The organism is Pseudomonas sp. WPR_5_2 (genome assembly GCF_003634475.1).
Taxonomy (GTDB): domain Bacteria; phylum Pseudomonadota; class Gammaproteobacteria; order Pseudomonadales; family Pseudomonadaceae; genus Aquipseudomonas; species Aquipseudomonas izuensis.
Genome location: NZ_RBLA01000004.1, coordinates 339,669 through 361,461, shown reverse-complemented (window position 1 = coordinate 361,461; position 21,793 = coordinate 339,669). Strand labels below are relative to the sequence as shown.

The 21,793-nt window shown below is 61.0% G+C and carries 19 protein-coding genes and 2 pseudogenes; 13 read left to right on the top strand and 8 right to left on the bottom strand.

Annotated features, from left to right (window positions below; translation table 11 throughout):
• Nucleotides 1–35 precede the first annotated feature (35 nt).
• The 13 genes and pseudogenes from hutH (at nt 36) to BJ917_RS17200 (ending at nt 16,466) form a co-directional block, all read left to right on the top strand.
• Entirely contained in the window at nt 36–1,568 is a 1,533-nt protein-coding gene (hutH, locus tag BJ917_RS17260) for a histidine ammonia-lyase (protein ID WP_096513831.1), read from the top strand.
• A gap of 119 nt (nt 1,569–1,687) precedes the next feature.
• Nucleotides 1,688–3,097 (top strand): amino acid permease, encoded by a 1,410-nt coding sequence (locus BJ917_RS17255; protein ID WP_121103925.1) that lies wholly within the window; start codon nt 1,688–1,690, stop codon nt 3,095–3,097.
• 17 nt (nt 3,098–3,114) lie between these two features.
• Nucleotides 3,115–4,320: an imidazolonepropionase gene (gene hutI / locus BJ917_RS17250; RefSeq protein WP_096513829.1), complete on the top strand. Its 1,206-nt coding sequence runs from the start codon at nt 3,115–3,117 to the stop codon at nt 4,318–4,320.
• Nucleotides 4,321–4,330: 10 nt separating this feature from the next.
• Nucleotides 4,331–5,134 (top strand): N-formylglutamate deformylase, encoded by an 804-nt coding sequence (gene hutG / locus BJ917_RS17245; protein WP_121103924.1) that lies wholly within the window; start codon nt 4,331–4,333, stop codon nt 5,132–5,134.
• 282 nt (nt 5,135–5,416) lie between these two features.
• The gene (locus BJ917_RS17240; protein WP_096515593.1) at nt 5,417–6,364 is read left to right on the top strand and encodes a choline ABC transporter substrate-binding protein; all 948 of its coding nucleotides are present in this window, start codon (nt 5,417–5,419) and stop codon (nt 6,362–6,364) included.
• A gap of 148 nt (nt 6,365–6,512) precedes the next feature.
• Nucleotides 6,513–7,442, top strand: coding sequence for an alpha/beta hydrolase (locus BJ917_RS17235; protein WP_121103923.1), 930 nt, complete (start codon nt 6,513–6,515; stop codon nt 7,440–7,442).
• A 104-nt stretch (nt 7,443–7,546) separates the two neighbouring features.
• Nucleotides 7,547–8,518, top strand: a complete 972-nt coding sequence (gene pip / locus BJ917_RS17230) for a prolyl aminopeptidase (RefSeq protein ID WP_096513826.1) — start codon at nt 7,547–7,549, stop codon at nt 8,516–8,518.
• Nucleotides 8,515–8,952 (top strand): D-aminoacyl-tRNA deacylase, encoded by a 438-nt coding sequence (dtd, locus tag BJ917_RS17225; protein WP_034148582.1) that lies wholly within the window; start codon nt 8,515–8,517, stop codon nt 8,950–8,952. The genes pip and dtd overlap by 4 nt, the downstream gene beginning before the upstream one ends.
• A gap of 321 nt (nt 8,953–9,273) precedes the next feature.
• Nucleotides 9,274–11,088 carry a glucan biosynthesis protein G gene (locus BJ917_RS17220; RefSeq protein ID WP_096515591.1) on the top strand — a complete coding sequence of 605 codons (1,815 nt, stop codon included), beginning with the start codon at nt 9,274–9,276 and terminating at the stop codon, nt 11,086–11,088.
• A pseudogene (gene mdoH / locus BJ917_RS17215) lies at nt 11,081–13,725 on the top strand (glucans biosynthesis glucosyltransferase MdoH). Before BJ917_RS17220 ends, mdoH begins: the two are co-directional and overlap by 8 nt.
• 119 nt (nt 13,726–13,844) lie before the next feature.
• Complete coding sequence (locus BJ917_RS17210; RefSeq protein WP_096513824.1) at nt 13,845–14,642, top strand: transporter substrate-binding domain-containing protein; 798 nt, start codon at nt 13,845–13,847, stop codon at nt 14,640–14,642.
• A 137-nt stretch (nt 14,643–14,779) separates the two neighbouring features.
• Nucleotides 14,780–15,739 (top strand): amino acid ABC transporter permease, encoded by a 960-nt coding sequence (locus tag BJ917_RS17205; protein ID WP_121103922.1) that lies wholly within the window; start codon nt 14,780–14,782, stop codon nt 15,737–15,739.
• On the top strand, nt 15,732–16,466 hold the full coding sequence (locus BJ917_RS17200) for an amino acid ABC transporter ATP-binding protein (RefSeq protein WP_121103921.1): 735 nt from the start codon (nt 15,732–15,734) through the stop codon (nt 16,464–16,466). The genes BJ917_RS17205 and BJ917_RS17200 overlap by 8 nt, the downstream gene beginning before the upstream one ends.
• 155 nt (nt 16,467–16,621) lie before the next feature.
• On the opposite strand, the gene BJ917_RS32765 is transcribed toward BJ917_RS17200, so the two are convergent.
• From BJ917_RS32765 to hisI, 8 genes and pseudogenes are all read right to left on the bottom strand, one after another.
• The gene (locus tag BJ917_RS32765; protein ID WP_372237734.1) at nt 16,622–17,335 is read right to left on the bottom strand and encodes a methyl-accepting chemotaxis protein; all 714 of its coding nucleotides are present in this window, start codon (nt 17,333–17,335) and stop codon (nt 16,622–16,624) included.
• A gap of 141 nt (nt 17,336–17,476) precedes the next feature.
• Nucleotides 17,477–18,538: pseudogene (locus tag BJ917_RS32760) on the bottom strand (methyl-accepting chemotaxis protein); the annotation flags it as partial.
• 213 nt (nt 18,539–18,751) lie between these two features.
• Nucleotides 18,752–19,459, bottom strand: coding sequence for a 16S rRNA (uracil(1498)-N(3))-methyltransferase (locus tag BJ917_RS17190; protein ID WP_121103919.1), 708 nt, complete (start codon nt 19,457–19,459; stop codon nt 18,752–18,754).
• The gene (gene tatC, locus BJ917_RS17185) at nt 19,456–20,250 is read right to left on the bottom strand and encodes a twin-arginine translocase subunit TatC (RefSeq protein ID WP_096513819.1); all 795 of its coding nucleotides are present in this window, start codon (nt 20,248–20,250) and stop codon (nt 19,456–19,458) included. Before tatC ends, BJ917_RS17190 begins: the two co-directional genes overlap by 4 nt.
• A complete protein-coding gene (gene tatB, locus BJ917_RS17180) occupies nt 20,247–20,675 on the bottom strand; it encodes a Sec-independent protein translocase protein TatB (RefSeq protein WP_096513818.1) in 429 nt (142 codons plus the stop codon). The genes tatC and tatB overlap by 4 nt, the downstream gene beginning before the upstream one ends.
• 10 nt (nt 20,676–20,685) lie before the next feature.
• Nucleotides 20,686–20,958, bottom strand: a complete 273-nt coding sequence (locus tag BJ917_RS17175; protein WP_096513817.1) for a twin-arginine translocase TatA/TatE family subunit — start codon at nt 20,956–20,958, stop codon at nt 20,686–20,688.
• A 25-nt stretch (nt 20,959–20,983) separates the two neighbouring features.
• On the bottom strand, nt 20,984–21,316 hold the full coding sequence (locus BJ917_RS17170; protein ID WP_046816939.1) for a phosphoribosyl-ATP diphosphatase: 333 nt from the start codon (nt 21,314–21,316) through the stop codon (nt 20,984–20,986).
• Entirely contained in the window at nt 21,309–21,710 is a 402-nt protein-coding gene (gene hisI, locus BJ917_RS17165; RefSeq protein ID WP_007989281.1) for a phosphoribosyl-AMP cyclohydrolase, read from the bottom strand. Before hisI ends, BJ917_RS17170 begins: the two co-directional genes overlap by 8 nt.
• Between the last annotated feature and the right edge of the window lie 83 nt (nt 21,711–21,793).

Here is a 21,793-nt window from a genome sequence, read left to right as displayed (position 1 = left end):
GGTAGTTACCAACACACTCTCAAAAGGAGCATGAAATGACTGCGCTTAACCTGATTCCCGGCCAACTGACCCTTGCCCAACTGCGTGATGTCTATCAGCAGCCGGTGAAACTGACCCTCGACCACAGTGCCTCGGCCCAGATCGAAGCCAGCGTCGCGTGCGTAGAACAGATTCTCGTCGAAAACCGCACTGCTTATGGCATCAACACCGGTTTCGGTCTGCTGGCCTCGACCCGCATCGCCAGCGAAGACCTGGAAAACCTGCAGCGCTCGCTGGTGCTGTCCCACGCCGCCGGTGTCGGCCAGCCGATCAGCGACGAGCTGGTGCGGTTGATCATGGTGCTCAAGGTCAACAGCCTGAGCCGTGGTTTCTCCGGTATTCGCCGCGTAGTGATCGACGCGCTGATCGCCCTGATCAATGCCGAGGTTTACCCGCACATTCCACTGAAAGGCTCGGTGGGTGCTTCCGGTGACCTGGCGCCTTTGGCGCACATGTCGCTGGTGCTGCTGGGCGAAGGCAAGGCTCGCTACAAAGGCGAGTGGATGGAAGCCACCGAAGCGCTGAAAGTCGCTGGCCTGAAGCCGTTGACCCTGGCCGCGAAAGAAGGCCTGGCACTGCTCAACGGCACACAGGTGTCTACCGCTTTCGCCCTGCGCGGTCTGTTCGAAGGTGAAGACCTGTTCGCCGGCGCCCTGGCCCTGGGTGGCCTGACCGTTGAGGCCGTGCTGGGTTCGCGCTCGCCGTTCGACGCCCGTATCCACGCTGCTCGTGGCCAGAAAGGCCAGATCGACGCCGCCGCCGCTTACCGCGATCTGCTGGGTGAGCGCAGTGAAGTCTCCGACTCCCACGAGAACTGCGAAAAGGTCCAGGACCCGTACTCCCTGCGCTGCCAGCCGCAAGTCATGGGCGCCTGCCTGACCCAGTTCCGCCAGGCTGCCGAAGTGCTGGCCATCGAAGCCAACGCCGTCTCCGACAACCCGCTGGTATTCGCCGCTGAAGGCGACGTGATTTCCGGCGGCAACTTCCACGCTGAACCCGTGGCCATGGCGGCTGACAACATGGCGCTGGCCATCGCTGAAATCGGCTCCCTGAGCGAGCGTCGCATCTCGCTGATGATGGACAAGCACATGTCGCAACTGCCGCCGTTCCTGGTGGCCAACGGTGGCGTGAACTCCGGTTTCATGATCGCCCAGGTGACCGCGGCCGCTCTGGCCAGCGAAAACAAGGCGCTGTCTCATCCGCATTCGGTGGACAGTCTGCCAACGTCGGCGAACCAGGAAGACCACGTGTCCATGGCGCCGGCTGCCGGCAAGCGTCTGTGGGAAATGGCCGAGAACACCCGTGGCATTCTCGCGGTGGAATGGCTGGCGGCGGCCCAGGGCCTGGATCTGCGTGACGGTCTGAAGACCTCGCCGAAGCTGGAAAAGGCTCGGGCGATCCTGCGTAACGAAGTGCCTTTCTATGAGAAAGACCGTTTCTTTGCGCCGGACATCAACGCGGCGAGCGAGTTGTTGGCTTCGCGTTGCCTGAATGAGCTGGTGACGGCGAAGTTGCTGCCTAGCCTGTAAGGGCCCCTTCGCGAGCAGGCTCGCTCCCACATTGGATCTTCAGTATTCATCCAATCCCTGTGGGAGCGAGCCTGCTCGCGAATCGATTTCGCGTCGATAAGAATAATTAAGGACGAGCAATGCAAGCGCAAACAAAAGGGCTCAAACGCGGGCTTTCTGCCCGACATATTCGCTTCATGGCACTGGGGTCGGCGATCGGCACCGGGCTGTTTTACGGTTCTGCCTCGGCCATTCAAATGGCCGGTCCTGCGGTCCTGCTCGCTTACCTGATCGGCGGTGCAGCGGTGTTCATGGTCATGCGCGCCCTCGGCGAGATGGCTGTGCATAACCCGGTGGCCGGCTCATTCGGCCAATACGCCAGCACTTATCTGGGACCGATGGCAGGCTTTATCCTCGGCTGGACCTATGCGTTTGAAATGGTCATCGTCGGTATGGCCGATGTGACCGCGTTCGGCATTTACATGGGCTTCTGGTTTCCTGAGGTCTCCCGCTGGATCTGGGTGCTGGGCATCGTTTCCGTGGTGGGTGGCTTGAACCTGTGCAACGTCAAGGTTTTCGGTGAAATGGAGTTCTGGTTGTCGCTGCTCAAGGTCGGGGCCATCGTGGCGATGATTCTTGGCGGCTTCGGCATCATGTTGTTTGGCATCAGCACCGCCCCCGGCGCCCAGGCCACCGATATCAGCAACCTCTGGTCCCAGGGCGGCTTCATGCCCAATGGCGTGGGCGGCTTGATCGCTTCGTTTGCGGTGGTGATGTTCGCCTTTGGCGGCATTGAAATCATCGGCGTTACGGCCGGTGAAGCCAAGGATCCGCAGCATGTGCTCCCCCGGGCGATCAACGCCGTACCGATGCGTATCCTGCTGTTCTACGTGCTGACGATGCTGGTGCTGATGTCGATCTTCCCGTGGCGGCAGATCGGCAGCCAAGGCAGCCCGTTCGTGCAGATTTTTGACAATCTGGGGATCAGTTCGGCGGCAACCATCCTCAATATCGTGGTGATCTCGGCGGCAGTGTCGGCCATCAACAGTGACATCTTCGGCGCGGGCCGCATGATGTATGGCCTGGCTCAGCAGGGACACGCACCCAAAGGCTTCGCCCGCTTGTCGCGCAACGGCGTGCCGTGGCTGACCGTCGTGGTGATGAGCGGTGCACTGCTGCTGGGCGTGTTGCTCAACTACCTGATTCCGGAAAACGTCTTTTTGCTGATCGCCTCCATCGCAACCTTCGCCACGGTGTGGGTCTGGCTGATGATTCTGGTGACCCAGGTGGCCATGCGTCGCTCCATGAGTGCCGAGCAGGTCAAACAATTGAAATTCCCGGTGCCGTTCTGGCCCTATGCGCCGATGGCGGCGATTGCCTTCATGCTGTTCATCTTCGGCGTGCTGGGTTATTTCCCGGACACCCAGGCGGCTCTGATCGTTGGCGTGGTCTGGATTGCATTGCTGGTGCTGGCCTACCTGACGTGGGTGAAACCGGCGGCAGGCAAGGCGGTGCCGGTAGAGCAGGAACCTTCTTTTTCTCATCGATAAACTAACGGAGGCCACGGATGAAAACGCTCTGGCAACACTGTCACGTCGCAACCATGGCGCAAGGCGTCTACTCGGTCATCGAGGATGCGGCCATCGTGACGTCCGGTGCGCACATTGAGTGGGTCGGCCCGCGCAGTGAGCTGCCGTCCGGCGAATACCCGGCAGTCAATGATTTGAACGGGGCCTGGGTCACACCGGGCCTGATCGACTGCCACACCCACACAGTGTTTGGCGGCAACCGCAGCGGTGAGTTCGAGCAGCGCCTGCAAGGTGTCAGCTACGCCGAAATTGCCGCCAGCGGCGGCGGCATTGCCAGTACCGTGCGCGCCACCCGCTCCGCGACCGAAGACGAATTGTTCGCCAGCGCCGCCAAGCGTCTGAAAAGCCTGATGCGTGACGGTGTCACCAGCATCGAAATCAAGTCCGGCTACGGTCTCGACCTGGCCAACGAACGCAAGATGCTGCGGGTTGCCCGTCGCCTCGGCGCGGAACTGCCGATCAGCGTGCGCAGCACCTGCCTGGCTGCTCATGCCCTGCCGCCGGAATACAAGGATCGCGCCGACGACTACATCGATCACATCTGCGCCGAAATGCTTCCGGCCCTGGCCGCCGAGGGGCTGGTGGATGCGGTTGATGCGTTCTGCGAATACCTGGCGTTTTCCCCGGCGCAAGTCGAGCGAGTGTTTATCACCGCACAGAAACTTGGCTTGCCGGTGAAGCTGCACGCCGAGCAGTTGTCGTCCCTGCACGGTTCCAGCCTCGCGGCGCGTTACCATGCGCTGTCCGCCGATCATCTGGAATTCATGACCGAAGAAGACGCCATTGCCATGGCCGCGTCCGGCACCGTCGCCGTGTTGCTGCCCGGCGCCTTTTACTTCCTGCGTGAAACCCAATTGCCGCCGATGGAAGCCCTGCGCAAGCACGGCGTGAAAATCGCCATCGCCAGCGACCTCAACCCAGGCACCTCGCCGGGGCTGTCGCTGCGCCTGATGCTGAACATGGCCTGCACCTGTTTCCGCATGACCCCGGAAGAAGCCCTGGCGGGCGCGACGATTCATGCGGCTACGGCGCTGGGCATGGCCGACACCCACGGTTCGATCGAGGCAGGCAAGGTCGCGGATTTCGTCGCCTGGCAAATCGATCGTCCGGCCGACCTGTCGTACTGGCTGGGCGGTGATCTGGAAAAACGCGTCGTGCGTCACGGCGTTGAAACGAGCCTGTAGGAGAGCAGTTGTGGATAAGGTTCTGAACTTCAAACAAGGCCGCGTGCCGCTGCTGATCAGCATGCCCCACGCCGGTGTGCGCCTGACCCCGGCGGTCGAAGCCGGATTGATCCCCCAGGCGAAGAGCCTGCCGGATACCGACTGGCACATCCCGCAGCTTTACGACTTCGCCGCCGAGCTGGGGGCCAGCACCCTGGCCGCCGAGTATTCGCGGTTCGTCATTGACCTGAACCGTCCGTCTGACGACAAACCTTTGTACGTGGGCGCCACCACGGGCCTGTATCCGGCGACGCTGTTCGACGGCGTGCCGTTGTTCCGCGAAGGGCTGGAGCCTTCGAAAGAAGAACGCGCGACGTATCTGGAGCAGATCTGGACGCCGTACCACAGCACCCTGCAGCAGGAACTGGCGCGACTCAAGGCCGAGTTCGGCTATGCGCTGCTGTTCGACGCGCATTCGATTCGTTCGCTGATCCCGCACCTGTTCGACGGCAAACTGCCGGACTTCAACCTCGGCACCTTCAACGGTGCCAGTTGCGATCCGCAGCTGGCTTCGCAGCTGGAAGCGATCTGCGCCGGGCACCCGAACTACAGCCATGTGCTGAACGGGCGCTTCAAGGGCGGGCACATCACCCGTCATTACGGCAATCCGGCGCAAAACATTCATGCGGTGCAACTGGAGCTGGGCCAGTGCACGTACATGGAAGAGTTCGAGCCGTTCCGCTATCGGGCGGATCTGGCGGAGCCGACGCGGGTGGTCTTGAAGGAGCTGCTGCAAGGCTTGCTGGCCTGGGGCAAAAAGCACTACAACCGCTAGAACCTGGCGAATAACCCTGTGGGAGCGAGCCTTCTCGCGAAAGCTATGTATCGGTCAACATCTCAGTTGGCTGATATTGCGCCTTCGCGAGCAGGCTCGCTCCCACAGGTATTTTGTCTCGCCACAGATTCGTGTGCGTGCTGACAGTCGCCACCGTGCAAAACACGGTCGCCACAGGTCGCTTTTACCGCTCGTCTGCTGCGTAATGTTTCGCTCACGGTGCACAAAGACACCGGTCCGACAATAATCCGCTGCCGCACGAGAATGCTCCCTATGACAAGCATCAAAGGTTTGTTCATCCGCTGTCTCTCAATCCTCTGCGGTTCTGCTCTTCTGAGCACCAGTGTCCTGGCCGCTGACGACCCCTCCTGTAAAACCGTGCGCATGGGCGTGGTCAACTGGACCGACGTGATCGCCACCAGTGGCATGGCCGACGTACTGCTCAATGGCCTCGGTTACCAAAGCAAGCAAACCAGCGCCGTGCAGCAAATCATTTTCGCCGGCATTCGCGACAAGCGCCTGGACATCTTCCTCGGTTACTGGAAACCGGCGATGGACAAGAACATCGCACCGTTCCTGGCGGCCAATCAGGTCAAGGTCATGGACCAGCCAAGCCTGGCCGATGCCCAGGCGACCCTGGCGGTGCCTGATTACGTGGCGGCTGCCGGCCTGAAAACCTTCGCCGACATCGCCAGATTCAAGGATCAGCTCGGCGGCAAGATCTACGGCATCGAACCGGGCAGCGGCGCCAACACCACGATCAAGACCATGATCGAAACCAATCACTTCGGCCTGAAGGACTTCAAGCTGATCGAGTCCGGCGAGGCCGGCATGCTGGCGGCGGTGCAACGGGCCGTGAACCGCAAGGAGTTCGTGGTGTTCGTCGGCTGGACCCCGCACCCGATGAACATCAACATGAACATCGCCTACCTGACCGGCAGTGAAGACGTCTACGGGCCGAACGAAGGGGCGGCAACCGTTTCCTCCGTGACCGCGCCCGATTACGCCGAACGTTGCCCGAACGTTTATCGCCTGCTGGAAAACCTGACGTTCACCGCCGCCCAGGAAAGCCAGTTGATGGTGCCGATCATGGAGCGCCAGACGCCTCAGGATGTCGCCAGGAAATGGCTGCGCGAGCATCCGCAGGACTTGCAACGCTGGCTGGCGGGCGTGAGCAGCGTTGATGGCAAGGATGGCGTGGCCACGGTTCAGGCCAGTCTGAAAAACTGATGGCAACCGCAATACCTGTGGGAGCGAGCCTGCTCGCAAAGACGGTGTGTCAGGCAATATCAATGTTGGCTGATACGCCCTTTTCGCGAGCAGGCTCGCTCCCACAGGGTTAGGCCCAATATATCTTCCCTAAACGGGCACCAGGCTCATGGCTCCTTACCCTCTGTCTGTACAGATGCAGGCTTTTGTCGAGAAAACCGTCAGCTTCAACAGCACCGAAAGCAGCCTGGACGGATTGCGCCAGGCTTACAGCGAGATGTGCCGGGCATTTACCCCGCCACGTCCCGTGGGGCTGTACGTGGTCGATTTCGAGTTGGCGGGGGTCCCCGTTCGCTCGTACCAGCCACCGGTTTTGCCCTCTGCCACAGGTGTGCCGTGCATCGTTTATATGCACGGCGGTGGTTGGGTGGTGGGAAACCTGGACTCGCACGACTTCATTTGCGCCGAACTGGCTTCGACACTCGGAGTGTTGGTGATCGCGGTCGATTACCGCCTGGCGCCGGAGCATCCGTTTCCGGCCGCGCTCGATGACTGCCTGACTGTCTGGAGGGCATTGCGCACCGGACCGTTTCGGTTGGACCCTGAGCGCACGCTGGTGGTCGGTGACAGCGCCGGCGGCAATCTTGCCGCCGCCTTATGTCTGGTGCTGCGCGATGCCGGTGAGCCGGTGCCTGGCGCGCAGGTTCTGATTTATCCGGGGCTTGGTGGGGATCACCGGTTACCGTCGCGCAGCGAATGCGCTGACGCCCCGTTGCTCAGCAGCAGTGACCTGGACTGTTATCAGGCGTTGTATTTGCGCGCGACGGCAAAACCGGGCGCTTATGCGATGCCGTTGCTGGCCGGGAATTTCCGCGGATTGCCGCCGGCATGGATTGCCGTGGCGCAGTTCGACCCGCTGTGCGATGACGGCGTGCAGTATGCCGAGCGACTCAACGCCGCTGGCGTGGCATCGACACTGTATTACGGCGAAGGCTTGGTTCACGGTTGTTTACGGGCGCGGGGGCAGGCTGTCGAGGTCGATGCACTGTATGAAACCCTGCTCGGCTATCTGGCTGAAAAACTGGCGGCAAAACTCTGACTCTGCAAGGGCATGCTCATTCGCGTAATTCGGGTTTATGATGCCGGACGGCAGAATAATAGAAGTCCCCCCAGGGATGACCTCGACCCCTTACGGAGCGCGCAATGCAGACTTTGTACCCGCAGATCAAACCCCACGCCCGGCACGATCTGGCCGTCGACGAGACCCACACGCTGTATGTCGACGAAAGCGGTTCACCGGAAGGATTGCCGGTGGTGTTCATTCACGGCGGTCCCGGCGCCGGGTGCGATGCGGCGAGTCGCTGCTATTTCGATCCAAATCTGTACCGCATCGTGACCTTCGACCAGCGTGGTTGCGGTCGCTCCACCCCCCACGCCAGCCTGGAAAACAACACCACCTGGGATCTGGTCGCCGACCTCGAGCGAATCCGTGAGCACCTGGGCATCGACAAGTGGGTGTTGTTCGGTGGCTCCTGGGGCTCGACCCTGGCGCTCGCCTACGCGCAAACCCACCCCGAACGTGTGCACGGTCTGATCCTGCGTGGCATATTTCTCTGCCGCCCGCAGGAAATCGAGTGGTTCTACCAGGCCGGTGCCAGCCGTCTGTTTCCCGATTACTGGCAGGACTACATCGCGCCGATCCCGCAGGACGAGCGTGGCGATTTGCTCAGCGCATTCCACAAACGCCTGACCGGCAACGATCAGATCGCCCAGATGCACGCGGCCAAGGCCTGGTCCACCTGGGAAGGCCGGACCGCAACCCTGCGTCCGAACCCGCTGGTGGTCGATCGTTTCTCCGAGCCTCAGCGCGCGCTGTCCATCGCTCGCATCGAATGCCACTACTTCACCAACAACGCCTTCCTTGAACCTGACCAGTTGATCCGCGACATGGGCAAAATCGCCCATTTGCCCGGCGTGATCATCCATGGTCGCTATGACGTGATCTGCCCGCTGGATAACGCCTGGGAACTGCACCAGGCCTGGCCGAACAGCGAACTGCAAATAATCCGTGACGCGGGTCATGCCGCCGCCGAACCAGGGATTACCGATGCGTTGGTGCGTGCTGCCGATCGGATGGCACGACGTCTGCTCGACCTGGCCCCCGAAGAAGCATGAAGGGCCTGCTGCAACGGGTGCGTGGCGCGCGAGTCGAGGTAGCGGGGGAGGTCGTTGGCGCGGTCGACCAGGGGTTGCTGGTGCTGGTTGCCGTCGAGCCCGAGGACACTCGTGCCAGCGCCGACAAACTTCTCAATAAGCTGCTTAACTATCGAGTGTTCAGCGACGCTGAGGGCAAGATGAATTTGTCCCTGGCGGATGTGGGCGGCGGGTTGCTGCTGGTCTCGCAGTTCACCCTGGCCGCCGACACCAAGAGCGGGTTGCGCCCGAGTTTCTCGACCGCGGCCCCTCCGGCCCTGGGCGAAGAGCTTTTCGACTATCTATTAGGCAAAGCGAAACAGGTGCATGGCACTGTGGCATCAGGTAGATTCGGCGCGGATATGCAGGTGCACCTGGTCAATGATGGCCCGGTAACCTTCCTGTTACAGACCTGAAAGCGCTTGAAACATCTTTTTAAGCGCTTTTCGACTGAAAACAGGCGTTTTTCCCGATAAATACTTTGTTACCCCTGATGCGTTGTAACGCGGCCTACTAGATAATCGCGCGCTACGGGGATCAGCGTTCGTTGGTCCATTTTGACTTAGGTAGAGACTTGTCCTGGACCGTTTGGGGAATCATTTAGCCCCATCGGAGTCGGAACAATGCTCGCCAACTTGGCAAGAGTGGTCTGCAAGGCCGGTTTTTTCGTACCGGATACCGTACAGACCCTTCAACTGGCCGTTGGTTTTTTGATCTGTTTTCGGCGAGGGTTGCTCGTGATTGTTAGTCCCTGTAACGCACCAAAATTGTCTGCCAAACGGTTACGTAGCGCTCTTGTAGCGGGTTCGGCACTGCTCTGCCTGCTCAGCGCCGGCCAGCTTTGGGCATTCAATCTGGATGATGTATCGGCCAAGGCAAAAGAGCTGGCCGGTCAGAAGTACGAAGCGCCGCGCAGTAACCTGCCGACTGAATTCCGCGAAATGAAATTCGCCGACTATCAGAAAATTCGTTTCCTGACGGAAAAAGCCGAATGGGCGGACCAGAAGACCCCATTCAAGCTGTCGTTCTATCACCAGGGCATGCACTTCGATACGCCGGTGAAAATCAACGAAATCACCGCGAACACCGTCGAAGAGATCAAATACGACCCGAGTCGTTTCGATTTCGGCGACGTCAAGTTCGACCCCAAGGCCACTGAGCAACTGGGCTACGCCGGATTCCGCGTGCTGTACCCGGTCAACAAGGCCGACAAGCAAGACGAAATCATGACCATGCTCGGCGCGAGCTACTTCCGCGTTGTCGGCAAGGGCCATGTCTACGGCTTGTCCGCTCGCGGCATGGCAATCGATACCGCCTTGCCGTCCGGCGAAGAATTCCCGCGTTTTCGCGAGTTCTGGATTCAACAGCCGAAACCGGGCGACAAGCACTTGGTGATCTTCGCGCTGCTGGATTCGCCACGGGCGACCGGTGCCTATCGCCTGACTCTGCGTCCGGGCAGCGATACCATTGTCGACGTCAAGGCGCAGATGTTCCTGCGTGACAAGGTCGGCAAACTGGGCATCGCGCCACTGACCAGCATGTACCTGTTCGGCGCCAACCAGCCGTCGAAAGTCCTCAACTACCGTCGTGAGCTGCACGATTCCAGCGGCCTGGCGATCCATGCCGGCAACGGCGAGTGGATCTGGCGTCCGCTGAACAACCCGAAACACCTGGCGGTGAGCAACTTCTCGGTCGAGAACCCGCGTGGCTTCGGCTTGCTGCAGCGTGGCCGCGACTTCAGCCACTACGAAGACCTCGACGACCGCTACGACAAGCGTCCAAGCGCCTGGATCGAACCGAAAGGCGACTGGGGCAAGGGCACCGTCGATCTGGTCGAGATTCCGACCGCCGACGAAACCAACGACAATATCGTGGCTTTCTGGAGCCCGGAAAAGATGCCGGAGCCGGGCCAGCCGCTGGACTTCGCCTATCGCATGCACTGGACCATGGACGAGGCGGCGCTGCACGCGCCGGACAGCGCCTGGGTCAGTCAGACCCTGAAATCCACCGGTGACGTCAAACAGTCCAACCTGATTCGTCAGCCGGACGGAAGCGTCGCCTATCTGGTGGATTTTGAAGGCCCATCCCTGGCGGCACTGCCACCGGAAGCGGACGTGCGCAGTCAGGTCAGCGTCGGCGAAAACGCCGAACTGGTCGAGAACAGCGTGCGCTACAACCCTGAAACCAAGGGCTGGCGCCTGACCCTGCGCATGAAGATCAAGGACGCGAGCAAGTCCACCGAGATGCGTGCTGCACTGGTGCAGAACATCGTGCCTGCCGATCTGGCCAAGACTTCGATCCCGGCGTCCACTTCTTCCGTTGCCAAGGCTGACAAGGTTGCCGCCAAGCAAGCCGAGAAAGCGGACAAGGAAGCGAAAGCCGCTGAAGCCAAGCAGGCTGAAGCCAAGCCAGTCGCAGATGCCAAGGACAAGGCGAACAACGACGCCAAGCAGCCTGCCGCTGCCAACGCCGCCCCAGCCACACCAGAATCGGCACCGACTGAAGAAGTCCTGACCGAGACCTGGAGCTATCAGTTGCCTGCCGATGAGTAATTCTCAAGTACAGCCAGAGACGCTTTCCGAGTATCTGGCACATCTGCCGATGACCGACCAGCAGCGCGCGGAACTCGCGGGCTGCAAGTCCTTCAGCGAATTGCATGAGCGTCTGTCGTCGAAGGCGTTCGACGCACCGACCGAAGCCGCCCAGGCTTCGGTCGGCAAGCGCCTGACCCTGAGCACCGCCGAAGAACTGCAGGACGCCGAAATGCTGGTGCTCGACGCCAGCGGTCGGGTCTGCCTGAAGGCGACCCCACCGATTCGTCGGACCAAAGTCGTGCCTGAACCGTGGCGCACCAACATCCTGGTGCGTGGCTGGCGGCGTCTGACCGGTCGCACCAATCCGCCGCAGCCGCCGAAAGACGAGAACGTGCTGCCGGCGGCGCGCTGGCGTACCGTTGGTTCGATCCGACGCTACATTCTGCTGGTGCTGATGCTCGGCCAGACCATCGTCGCCGGCTGGTACATGAAAGGCATCATGCCGTACCAGGGCTGGTCGTTCGTCGACCTCGAAGAAGTCCTGCATCAGCCGCTGCTGCAAACCGCCACCCAAGTGCTGCCGTATGCACTGCAGACCAGCATCCTGATTCTGTTCGGGATTCTGTTCTGCTGGGTTTCGGCCGGTTTCTGGACCGCGCTGATGGGCTTCCTCGAGTTGCTCACCGGTCACGACAAATACCGCATTTCCGGTGCCAGCGCCGGCAACGAGCCGATTCCGAAAGACGCGCGCACCGCACTGGTGATGCCGATCTGCAACGAAGACGTGCCTCGGGTATTCGCCGGTCTGCGCGCGACGTTCGAGTCTGTTGCGGCCACGGGAGACCTGGACCGTTTCGACTTCTTCGTCCTCAGCGACAGTAACGATGCCGATATCTGTGTCGCCGAGCAGCAGGCCTGGCTGGATGTCTGCCGCGAAGCCGGTGGCTTCGGCAAGATCTTCTATCGCCGCCGCCGCCGTCGCGTAAAACGCAAGAGCGGCAACCTCGACGACTTCTGCCGTCGCTGGGGCGGTGACTACAAGTACATGGTCGTACTCGACGCCGACTCCGTGATGAGCGGCGAGTGCCTGACCAGCCTGGTGCGCCTGATGGAAGCCACGCCGGACGCCGGGATCATCCAGACCGCGCCACGTGCGTCGGGCATGGACACCCTGTATGCGCGCATGCAGCAGTTTGCGACCCGTGTATACGGTCCGCTGTTCACCGCCGGCCTGCACTTCTGGCAGTTGGGCGAATCGCACTACTGGGGCCACAACGCAATCATCCGCATGAAGCCGTTCATCGAGCACTGCGCCCTGGCGCCGTTGCCCGGTAAAGGCGCGTTCGCCGGAGCGATCCTGTCCCACGACTTCGTTGAAGCCGCATTGATGCGTCGTGCCGGTTGGGGCGTGTGGATTGCCTACGACTTGCCGGGCAGTTATGAAGAACTGCCGCCGAACCTGCTGGACGAACTCAAGCGTGACCGTCGCTGGTGCCACGGTAACCTGATGAACTTCCGCCTGTTCCTGGTCAAGGGCATGCACCCGGTGCACCGCGCGGTATTCCTGACCGGCGTGATGTCCTACCTGTCGGCGCCGCTGTGGTTCTTCTTCCTCGTGCTGTCGACGGCGCTGCTGGCGGTCAACACCTTGATGGAGCCGCAATACTTCCTCGAGCCGCGCCAGCTCTATCCGCTGTGGCCACAATGGCATCCGGACAAGGCGATTGCGCTGTTCTCGACCACTATCGTGCTGCTGTTCCTGCCTAAGCTGTTGAGCATCATCCTGATCTGGGCCAAGGGCGCGAAAGAGTTCGGTGGCAAGTTCAAGGTGACGTTGTCGATGCTGCTGGAGATGTTGTTCTCCATGCTGCTGGCGCCGGTGCGGATGATTTTCCACACCCGTTTCGTGCTCGCCGCGTTCCTCGGCTGGGCGGCGACCTGGAATTCGCCGCAGCGTGACGACGACTCCACGCCATGGAGCGAGGCGGTCAAGCGCCATGGTCCGCAAACCGTGCTGGGCTTCTTCTGGGCCTTGCTGGTGATCTGGCTGAATCCGAGCTTCCTGTGGTGGCTGGTGCCGATCGTCGGTTCGTTGATGCTGTCGATTCCGGTGTCGGTGATTTCCAGCCGCGTCGGCCTGGGCCTCAAGTCCCGTGACGAGAGCCTGTTCCTGATTCCCGAGGAATACAATCCGCCACAGGCGTTGCTGGCAACCGACCAGTACACCCACGAAAACCGTTATCACGCGCTGAACGACGGCTTCGTCCGTTCGGTGGTCGATCCACAGCAGAATGCCCTGGCATGCTCGCTGGCGACCTCCCGTCACCGTCAGGCCGAGCCGATCGAATGGCTGCGGGTCGAGCGGGTACGGCACGCGATGAAAGTCGGACCGGAAGGCTTGAGCAACAACGAGCGCGTGCAACTGCTGAGTGACCCGGTCGCCTTGGCCCGCCTGCATGAGCAGGTCTGGAGCGAAGGCCACGCCGAGTGGCTGGGCGCATGGCGCAAGTCGGTCAAGGCCGACCCCCATGCACCGCTGCTGCCGCTCAAACCGTTGAGCGTCCAGGCGCAACTGGCCTGATGAAGAGCCCCGCTAGCCAGCGGGGCTTTTTTTTGCCTGATCGTTCCCAAACCCTTGTGCAAACGGGCGAGTAGTTTAGGATCCGTCCCCGAATTGGTGTGCCCGGATAATTTTTGTCCGTATTGGTGCGTTTCCTCCTGGGGAGCCGCCATTTTTGCGCGCCTCACAACGCAATGGTTTTGGGGACTTGAAGATGAAGAAGTATCTGTCGATGCTGCTGGTCGGCGTCACGGCATTGGTTGCAGTCGGTGCGGTGCAGGCCGGTGCCATCGATGACGCGGTCAAGCGCGGCACGTTGAAGGTCGGCATGGATCCGACCTACATGCCGTTCGAAATGACCAACAAGCGCGGCGAGATCATCGGTTTCGAAGTCGACATCCTCAAAGCCATGACCAAGGCCATGGGCGTCAAGCTGGAGCTGGTGTCCACCGGTTACGACGGCATCATCCCGGCGTTGCTGACCGACAAGTTCGACATGATCGGCAGCGGCATGACCCTGACCCAGGAGCGCAACCTGCGCCTGAACTTCAGCGAACCCTTCATCGTGGTCGGCCAGACCCTGCTGATCCGCAAGGACCTGGAAGGCACCATCAAGTCCTATAAAGACCTGAACACCGCTGACTACCGCATCACCTCCAAGCTCGGCACCACTGGCGAAATGGTCGCCAAAAAGTTGATCTCCAAAGCCAAGTACCATGGCTACGACAATGAGCAGGAAGCGGTGCTCGACGTGGTCAACGGCAAGGCTGACGCCTTCATCTACGACGCGCCCTACAACGTCGTGGCGCTGAATAAGGTCGGCAACGGCAAACTGGTATTCCTCGACAAGCCGTTCACCTACGAGCCGCTGGCCTTCGGTTTGAAGAAGGGTGACTACGACAGCATCAACTTCATCAACAACTTCCTGCACCAGATCCACGAAGACGGCACCTACGATCGCATCCATGACAAGTGGTTCAAGAGCTCCGAGTGGCTCAAGGACATGGAATAAGGCCCGGTCAGATAGACCGCGCCGCCCCATTCGCGAGCAGGCTCGCTCCCACAGTTGACCGCTTATCTCCTGTGGGAGCGAGCCTGCTCGCGAAGACGGCCTCCTTCGCGACACAGAATTCGGAATCCTCAGAGCAAATGAAACAGAAAAAAGCCCAATGGCCCTGGCACGTGCTGACCGTGCTGGTGCTGATCGGCCTGGCCGGCGCGTTGTATTACGCCACCTCGCTGATGTCCTACGAATGGCGCTGGAATCGTGTGCCGCAGTACTTCGCCTACCATGCCGAAGAGACCCAGCGCGCCGCTGACATCTCCACCGTCAGCGAACTGGTGCGCAAGGGCGACAAGGCTGAAGTCACCCTGCGCAACGACGCCGGTGATGAGCAACACTTGAGCGTCGACGAAAACAGCCTGCAAGTCGCCCAGGGCGATGATGTGGCCGAAGGCGATGTCGTCGGCGTGACCCGTCACTGGGCCGCCGGACCGCTGATGTGGGGGCTCTGGACCACCTTGTGGCTGTCCGTGGTATCTGGCGTTCTCGGGTTGCTGATCGGCCTCGCGACAGGCCTGTGCCGGCTGTCGAACAACCCGACCTTGCGCGACCTCTCGACCATTTACGTCGAACTGGTGCGCGGCACGCCGCTGCTGGTGCAGATCTTCATTTTCTACTTCTTCATCGGTACGGTGATGAACCTGTCCCGGGAGTTCGCCGGGGTCGCCGCGCTGTCGCTGTTCACCGGCGCCTACGTGGCGGAAATCATTCGTTCCGGCGTGCAGTCGATTGCCCGTGGCCAGAACGAAGCGGCGCGCTCCCTGGGCTTGAGCGCTGGCCAGTCGATGCGTCACGTGGTCCTGCCGCAAGCGTTCAAACGCGTGCTGCCGCCGCTGGCCGGTCAGTTCATCAGCCTGGTGAAAGACACGTCGCTGGTGTCGGTCATTGCGATTACCGAATTGCTAAAAAGCGGTCGTGAAGTCATCACCACCTCGTTTTCGCCGTTCGAAATCCTGTTCTGCGTTGCCGGTCTGTATTTGTTGATCAACCTGCCGCTGTCGAAAATCGCCGGCCGGCTTGAGCGGAGGCTCGCGCAAAGTGATTGAAGTCCGCGATCTGGTAAAAGTCTTCGATACCCGTGGCCAGGTGGTCCGCGCGGTGGATAACGTTTCCACTAACGTCGCCAAGGGTGAAGTGCTGGTGGTGATCGGCCCGTCCGGCTCCGGTAAGTCGACCTTCCTGCGCTGCCTCAATGGCCTGGAAGAATTCGACTCCGGCTCGGTGAGCATCGACGGCCTGCAACTGGCCGACCCGAAAACCGACGTGAACGCCTATCGCCGCGAAGTCGGCATGGTGTTCCAGCATTTCAACCTGTTCCCGCACATGACCGTGCTGGAAAACCTGTGCCTGGCGCAGAAAGTCGTGCGCAAGCGCGGCAAGAAAGAGCGTGAAGCCAAGGCCATGGCGCTATTGGAAAAAGTCGGGATTGCGCAGAAGGCCCACGAGTTTCCGTCGCGCCTGTCTGGTGGCCAGCAACAGCGCGTGGCGATTGCCCGGGCGCTGGCGATGGAGCCGAAAGTCATGCTGTTCGACGAACCGACCTCGGCACTCGACCCGGAAATGGTCGGCGAGGTGCTGGACGTCATGAAAAACCTGGCCGTGGAAGGCATGACCATGGTCTGCGTGACCCATGAAATGGGCTTTGCGCGGGAAGTGGCGGATCGGGTGCTGTTCTTCGATCACGGCAAGTTGCTGGAAGATGCTTCGCCGGCGGAGTTCTTTGAGGCGCCAAAGGATCCGCGGGCGCAGGCCTTCTTGCGGCAGGTTCTCTAACCTAAGCGCCTGTCAGGCCGCCATCGCGGGCAAGCCCGCTCCCACAGTGATTCGAGTTGTTCACAGAATTTGTGTTCACCCTCAAACCTGTGGGAGCGGGCTTGTCCGCGATTGCATCACCTCGGTCCAGAGCGAACCGAAGTCCATGAATCACCTCAAACCCTGAACTTGCCCACCAACATCTGCAAATGCGTCCCCAACCGCGCCAGCTCAACGCTGGACGCCGCGGTCTCTTCGCTCGCTGCCGACGTCTGGTCCGACACATCCCGCACATTCAGTACGCTACGGTTGATCTCTTCGGCCACGGCGGTTTGCTGCTCGGCAGCGGCGGCGATTTGCTGGTTCATCGCCTGGATCGCTGACACCGTGCGAGTGATGCTTTCCAGTGAGCTGCCGGCGCGGCGGGTCAGTTCGACGCTGCTGTCGGTCAGGCTGCGGCTGTTGTCCATGATGGTCGCCACTTGTTGTGTGCCGTTTTGCAGGCCGACGATCAGTTCTTCAATCTCTTCGGTGGATTTCTGGGTGCGCTGGGCCAGGCTGCGGACTTCATCGGCGACCACGGCAAAACCGCGCCCGGCTTCACCGGCACGGGCGGCTTCGATGGCGGCGTTGAGCGCCAGCAGGTTGGTTTGCTGGGCCACGGACTTGATCACGTCGAGCACGCTGCCGATCTTGTCGCTTTCGCGCTTGAGCTCGCCCATGGCTTCGGTGGAGTTGCCGACTTCCTTGGCCAGGCGCTCAATCTGCGCGATGGCTTCGCCGACCACCTTGTCACCTTCGCGGGCCTGCTGGTCGGCAGCGACCGCGGCTTCGGAGGCTTCTTCGGCGTTGCGCGCGACTTCCTGCACGGTGGCGGTCATTTCGTTCATGGCGGTGGCCACCTGGTCGGTTTCGACCTTCTGGCTGTTGACCCCGGCGCTGGTCTGCTCGGTGACCGCCGACAACTCTTCGGCGGCGCTGGCGATCTGGGTAACGCCATCGCTGATACCGCCAATCAATGCGCGCAGGCCCTGGGTCATACCTTGAATAGCCCGTTGCAGCTGGCCCAACTCGTCCTGGCGCTTGGAGGTCAGGTCGTGGGTCAGGTCACCGGCGGCGATGCGTTCGGCCACTTTGAGGGTCTGGTTCAGCGGGACCACGATCTGCCGGGTGATGGCCCAGGCGGCGAACAGGCCGAAGACCAGGGCCAGGGCAGTTGCCAGCAGCAGCATGTTCCGGGCGTGCGCCACATCGGTGTCACGCACGAGGGTTTGCGACAGGGTGAGCTTGTTGCTCACATCGAGCAGGATTTCGCCCTGGGTGCCCATGCGTTTGAGCGCTTCGGCACTGGCGACCTGGGAATCACGGTACTGACTGACCGCCGCGCGGTAGGCCTTGAGCGAGTCGGTCGCTTGCTGCAGGTTGGCGATGTGCTGTTCCGGCAGTTTCGACGGCAGGCTTTCCAGGTATTTCAGGGCATTGTCGATGGCGTCCAGTGCGGGCTGCTCGGCTTCGGTCTTGCCGCTGTAGGTGTAGCCGCGCACCTGAAAGCGTGCCTGCTGGATCAGTTTGCTCAGGTCGATCACGCTGTTGAACTGCACAACGCTGTCGCCTTGCAGCATGGATTTTTCGACTTCGGCAACCTTGGCCACGGCATTGTCGGCGGTCGCGCCCAGTTTGCTGCGGGCGTATTCGCGGTTGGCGCCGGCCTGGGTCATGGCGGCGAAGGCTTGCTTGTACTGACTGACGGCGGCCAGTTGCTGGTCGATCATGGCCACATCGGCGGGTTGCTCGATCATCCGGCGAGCGGCCTGCAGGCTGCTGTCGAGCTTGCCAAGCAGGTCGTTGACGGCGCCCGGGCCTTGTTCGCCGCGGCGCATTTCGTAGTCCAGACGGGCAATACGCAGGTCTTTGGTCAGGCCGTTGATATCGGAAATGAACCCCAGCTTATCGCCGCGACTGGTCACATCGCCCAGGCCGCTCCAGCCGGTGACGGTGATCAGCAAAGTCAGCAGCAACACAAGACCGAAGCCGATGCCCAGTTTGCGATTGACGCTTACGTTCCCCAGTTTATCGGCCAGCCATTGGTACATGCTGCATCTCCCCCGGACCATACATTGGTTTTATGGAGGTTGTATCGGCAGGGGAGTGGGGTTCTGTAGGAAGCGTCCGATGTACGGGCGGAGAGCAAATGATGACCTGTGGGAGCGAGCCTGCTCGCGAAAGCGGTAGGTCAGCCACTTCAATGTCGACTGATAGTCCCTATTCGCGAGCAGGCTCGCTCCCACAATGGATGGTGTTGGAAGTTAGAAGAGTCGTGCCAGCAGCGCAGTGACAGCGGTTTCAACCCGCAGGATGCGCTCGCCCAGCTGCACCGGTTGCAGGCCGGACTTGCCGAGCAAATCGATTTCGTAAGGAATCCAGCCGCCCTCCGGGCCGATGGCCAATGTCACCGGTTCATTCAGTGCGCGCGGGCAGGGTGGGTAGTTTCCTGGATGGCCAACCAGGCCGAGGGTGCCGTCGGTGATGCCAGGCAGGCGGTCTTCGACGAACGGCTTGAAGCGCTTCTCGATGGTGACCTGTGGCAGCACGCTGTCCCGGGCCTGTTCGAGGCCGAGGATCAATTGCTCGCGAATCGCTTCCGGCTCCAGGAATGGGGTCTGCCAGAAGCTCTTCTCGACACGATAGCTGTTCACCAGCACGACGCGTGGCACACCCATGGCGGCCACGGTCTGGAACACCCTGCGCAGCATTTTGGGGCGTGGCAGGGCCAGTACCAGGGTCAATGGCAGCTTGGCCGGTGGTGGCTGGTCGAGGATGACGCGCAACTCCGCTTCAGCGGCGTCCAGGCGCAGTACTTCGGCCGAGCCCATCAGCCCGCCAAGACGCCCGACGCGCATGCTGTCACCGACTTCGCAGCGATGGACTTCCTGCATGTGGGTCAGGCGGCGATCGCGCAGGATCACCCGGTCGGCCGCAATGAAGTCGGCGTCTTCGAGGAGCAGCAGGTTCACGGCTGGGTCGCTGGCGGTTGGTCGTTGTGATCGTCAGCCGGTTGGTCGTCAGGATGTTCGCCGCGTTTGCTGATCAGGCCGCCGAACAGCACGCCAATTTCAAACAACAGCCACATCGGGACAGCCAGAAGCGTCTGCGAGAAGATGTCCGGCGGCGTCAGGATCATGCCGACCACGAAGCAGCCGATGACGACGTATGGACGGATTTTCTTCAGGTATTTGACGTCGACCACGCCGATCCACACCAGCAGCACCACGGCCACCGGAATTTCGAACGCCACGCCGAAGGCGAAGAACAGCGTCATGACGAAATCGAGGTAGCTGGTGATGTCGGTCATCATTTCCACACCGGCCGGGGTGGCGGCGGCAAAGAACTTGAAGATCAGCGGGAACACCAGGAAGTAGGCGAACGCCATGCCGGCGTAGAACAGCAGGATGCTCGATACCAGCAAGGGCACGGCAATGCGTTTCTCATGCTTGTACAGGCCCGGCGCGATGAAGCCCCAGATCTGGTGCAGGATCACCGGGATGGCGAGGAACAGCGAGACCATCATCGTCAGCTTCAGTGGCGTCAGGAACGGCGACGACACATCGGTGGCGATCATCGTCGCGCCCACTGGCAGGTACTGGCGCAGCGGTGTGGAGACGAAGGTGTAGATCTGCTGGGTGAAGGCGAACAACCCGGCGAAAATGATGAAGATCGCCGCTACACAGCGCAGCAGACGGGTACGCAACTCGGTGAGGTGCGAAACCAGCGGCATGTGCTGGTCGTTTTCAGGAAGATCGCTCATGGGGCTCGCGGCGGCAATGTTGGGTCTTGAGGGGCCGGCACGACAGGCGCAGCCGCAGGTGTAACGGGTTCAACCGGTGTCGCTGCAACAACGGGCGTCGGTTCAGCAGGTGCAGGTTCGACGGCAGGAGCCTGAGTCGTCGGCGTCGCCTCAGGCGTAACCGGCGTCGGCTCCTGTTGGGTCGGCGTGAAGATCTTCCGTGCCTCCTGCTCCAGGGACAGAATGTGCTCGTTGTGCAGTTGCCGACGAATTTCGTCGGCACCGATTTCACGTTCAACTTCCTGTTTGATCGCGTTGAAGCTGCGCTTCAGGCGTCCGACCCACAGGCCGGCGGTGCGCGCAGCGCCCGGCAGACGCTCGGGGCCCAGGACCAGCAGGGCAACGAGGCCGACGAGCAGCAGTTCAGAGAAGCTGATACCAAACATAAGTCTGTGCTCACACGTCTTTGCGGATCGGCTCTTCGACTTTTTGTGCCTGCACGTCGATGGTGTGCGGCTGGTTCACCGAAGCCTGCGGCTGAACAGGTGGCACCGGTTGGGCCGGGTTCGCTGTCGGGTCGGCCGGTTTTTCGTCGTCGTTCATGGCTTTCTTGAAGCCCTTGATCGATTCGCCGACGTCAGTACCGAGGTTTTTCAGTTTCTTGGTGCCGAAAACCAGCACGACAACAACCAGGATGACGATCCAGTGTTTCCAGTCAAAAATGCCCATGTTGCTGCTCCTCTCTAATAGTTATTCATGCGGACGGACGCGAGGCTTTCTCGGCGTGTCCGGACAGACCGAAGCGACGGTCCAGTTCATCGAGTACAGCCTGTGGATGCTGCCCCAATTGGGCGAGCATGACCATGCTGTGGAACCACAAATCGGCGGTTTCGTAGATCACATCGCTGCAGTCGCCGCTGACGGCGGCATCCTTGGCGGCAATGATGGTTTCGACCGACTCTTCGCCGACTTTTTCCAGAATCTTGTTCAAGCCCTTGTGGTACAGGCTGGCGACATACGAGCTGTCGGCGGCGGCGCCTTTGCGCTCTTCCAGTACTTGTGCCAGACGGGTCAGAGTGTCACTCATGTTTGTGTCCTGCGGAATAGATGGCATGCGGATCCTTGAGGACCGGGTCGACGGTTGTCCAGTCGCCGTTTTCGTAGACACGGTAGAAGCAGCTCTGGCGGCCGGTATGGCAGGCGATATCGCCGATCTGCTCGACCATCAGGATGATGACATCGGCATCACAGTCCAGGCGCATCTCGTGCAAGGTCTGCACATGGCCGGATTCTTCGCCCTTGCGCCACAGCTTGCCACGGGAGCGCGACCAGTAGATCGCACGGTTCTCGGCAGCGGTCAGTTCCAGTGCCTCACGGTTCATCCAGGCCATCATCAGGACGCGCCCGGTCTTGTGATCCTGGGCAATGGCGGGCACCAGGCCGTCAGCGTCCCACTTGATCTCGTCCAGCCAGTTTTTCATCTTCGACTCCGATGCGGCCCGCACTTCTTTAGCCGTGGCCTAAATTACAAATCAGGGCGTTCAAACAGTGTGCCAGCGTGCGA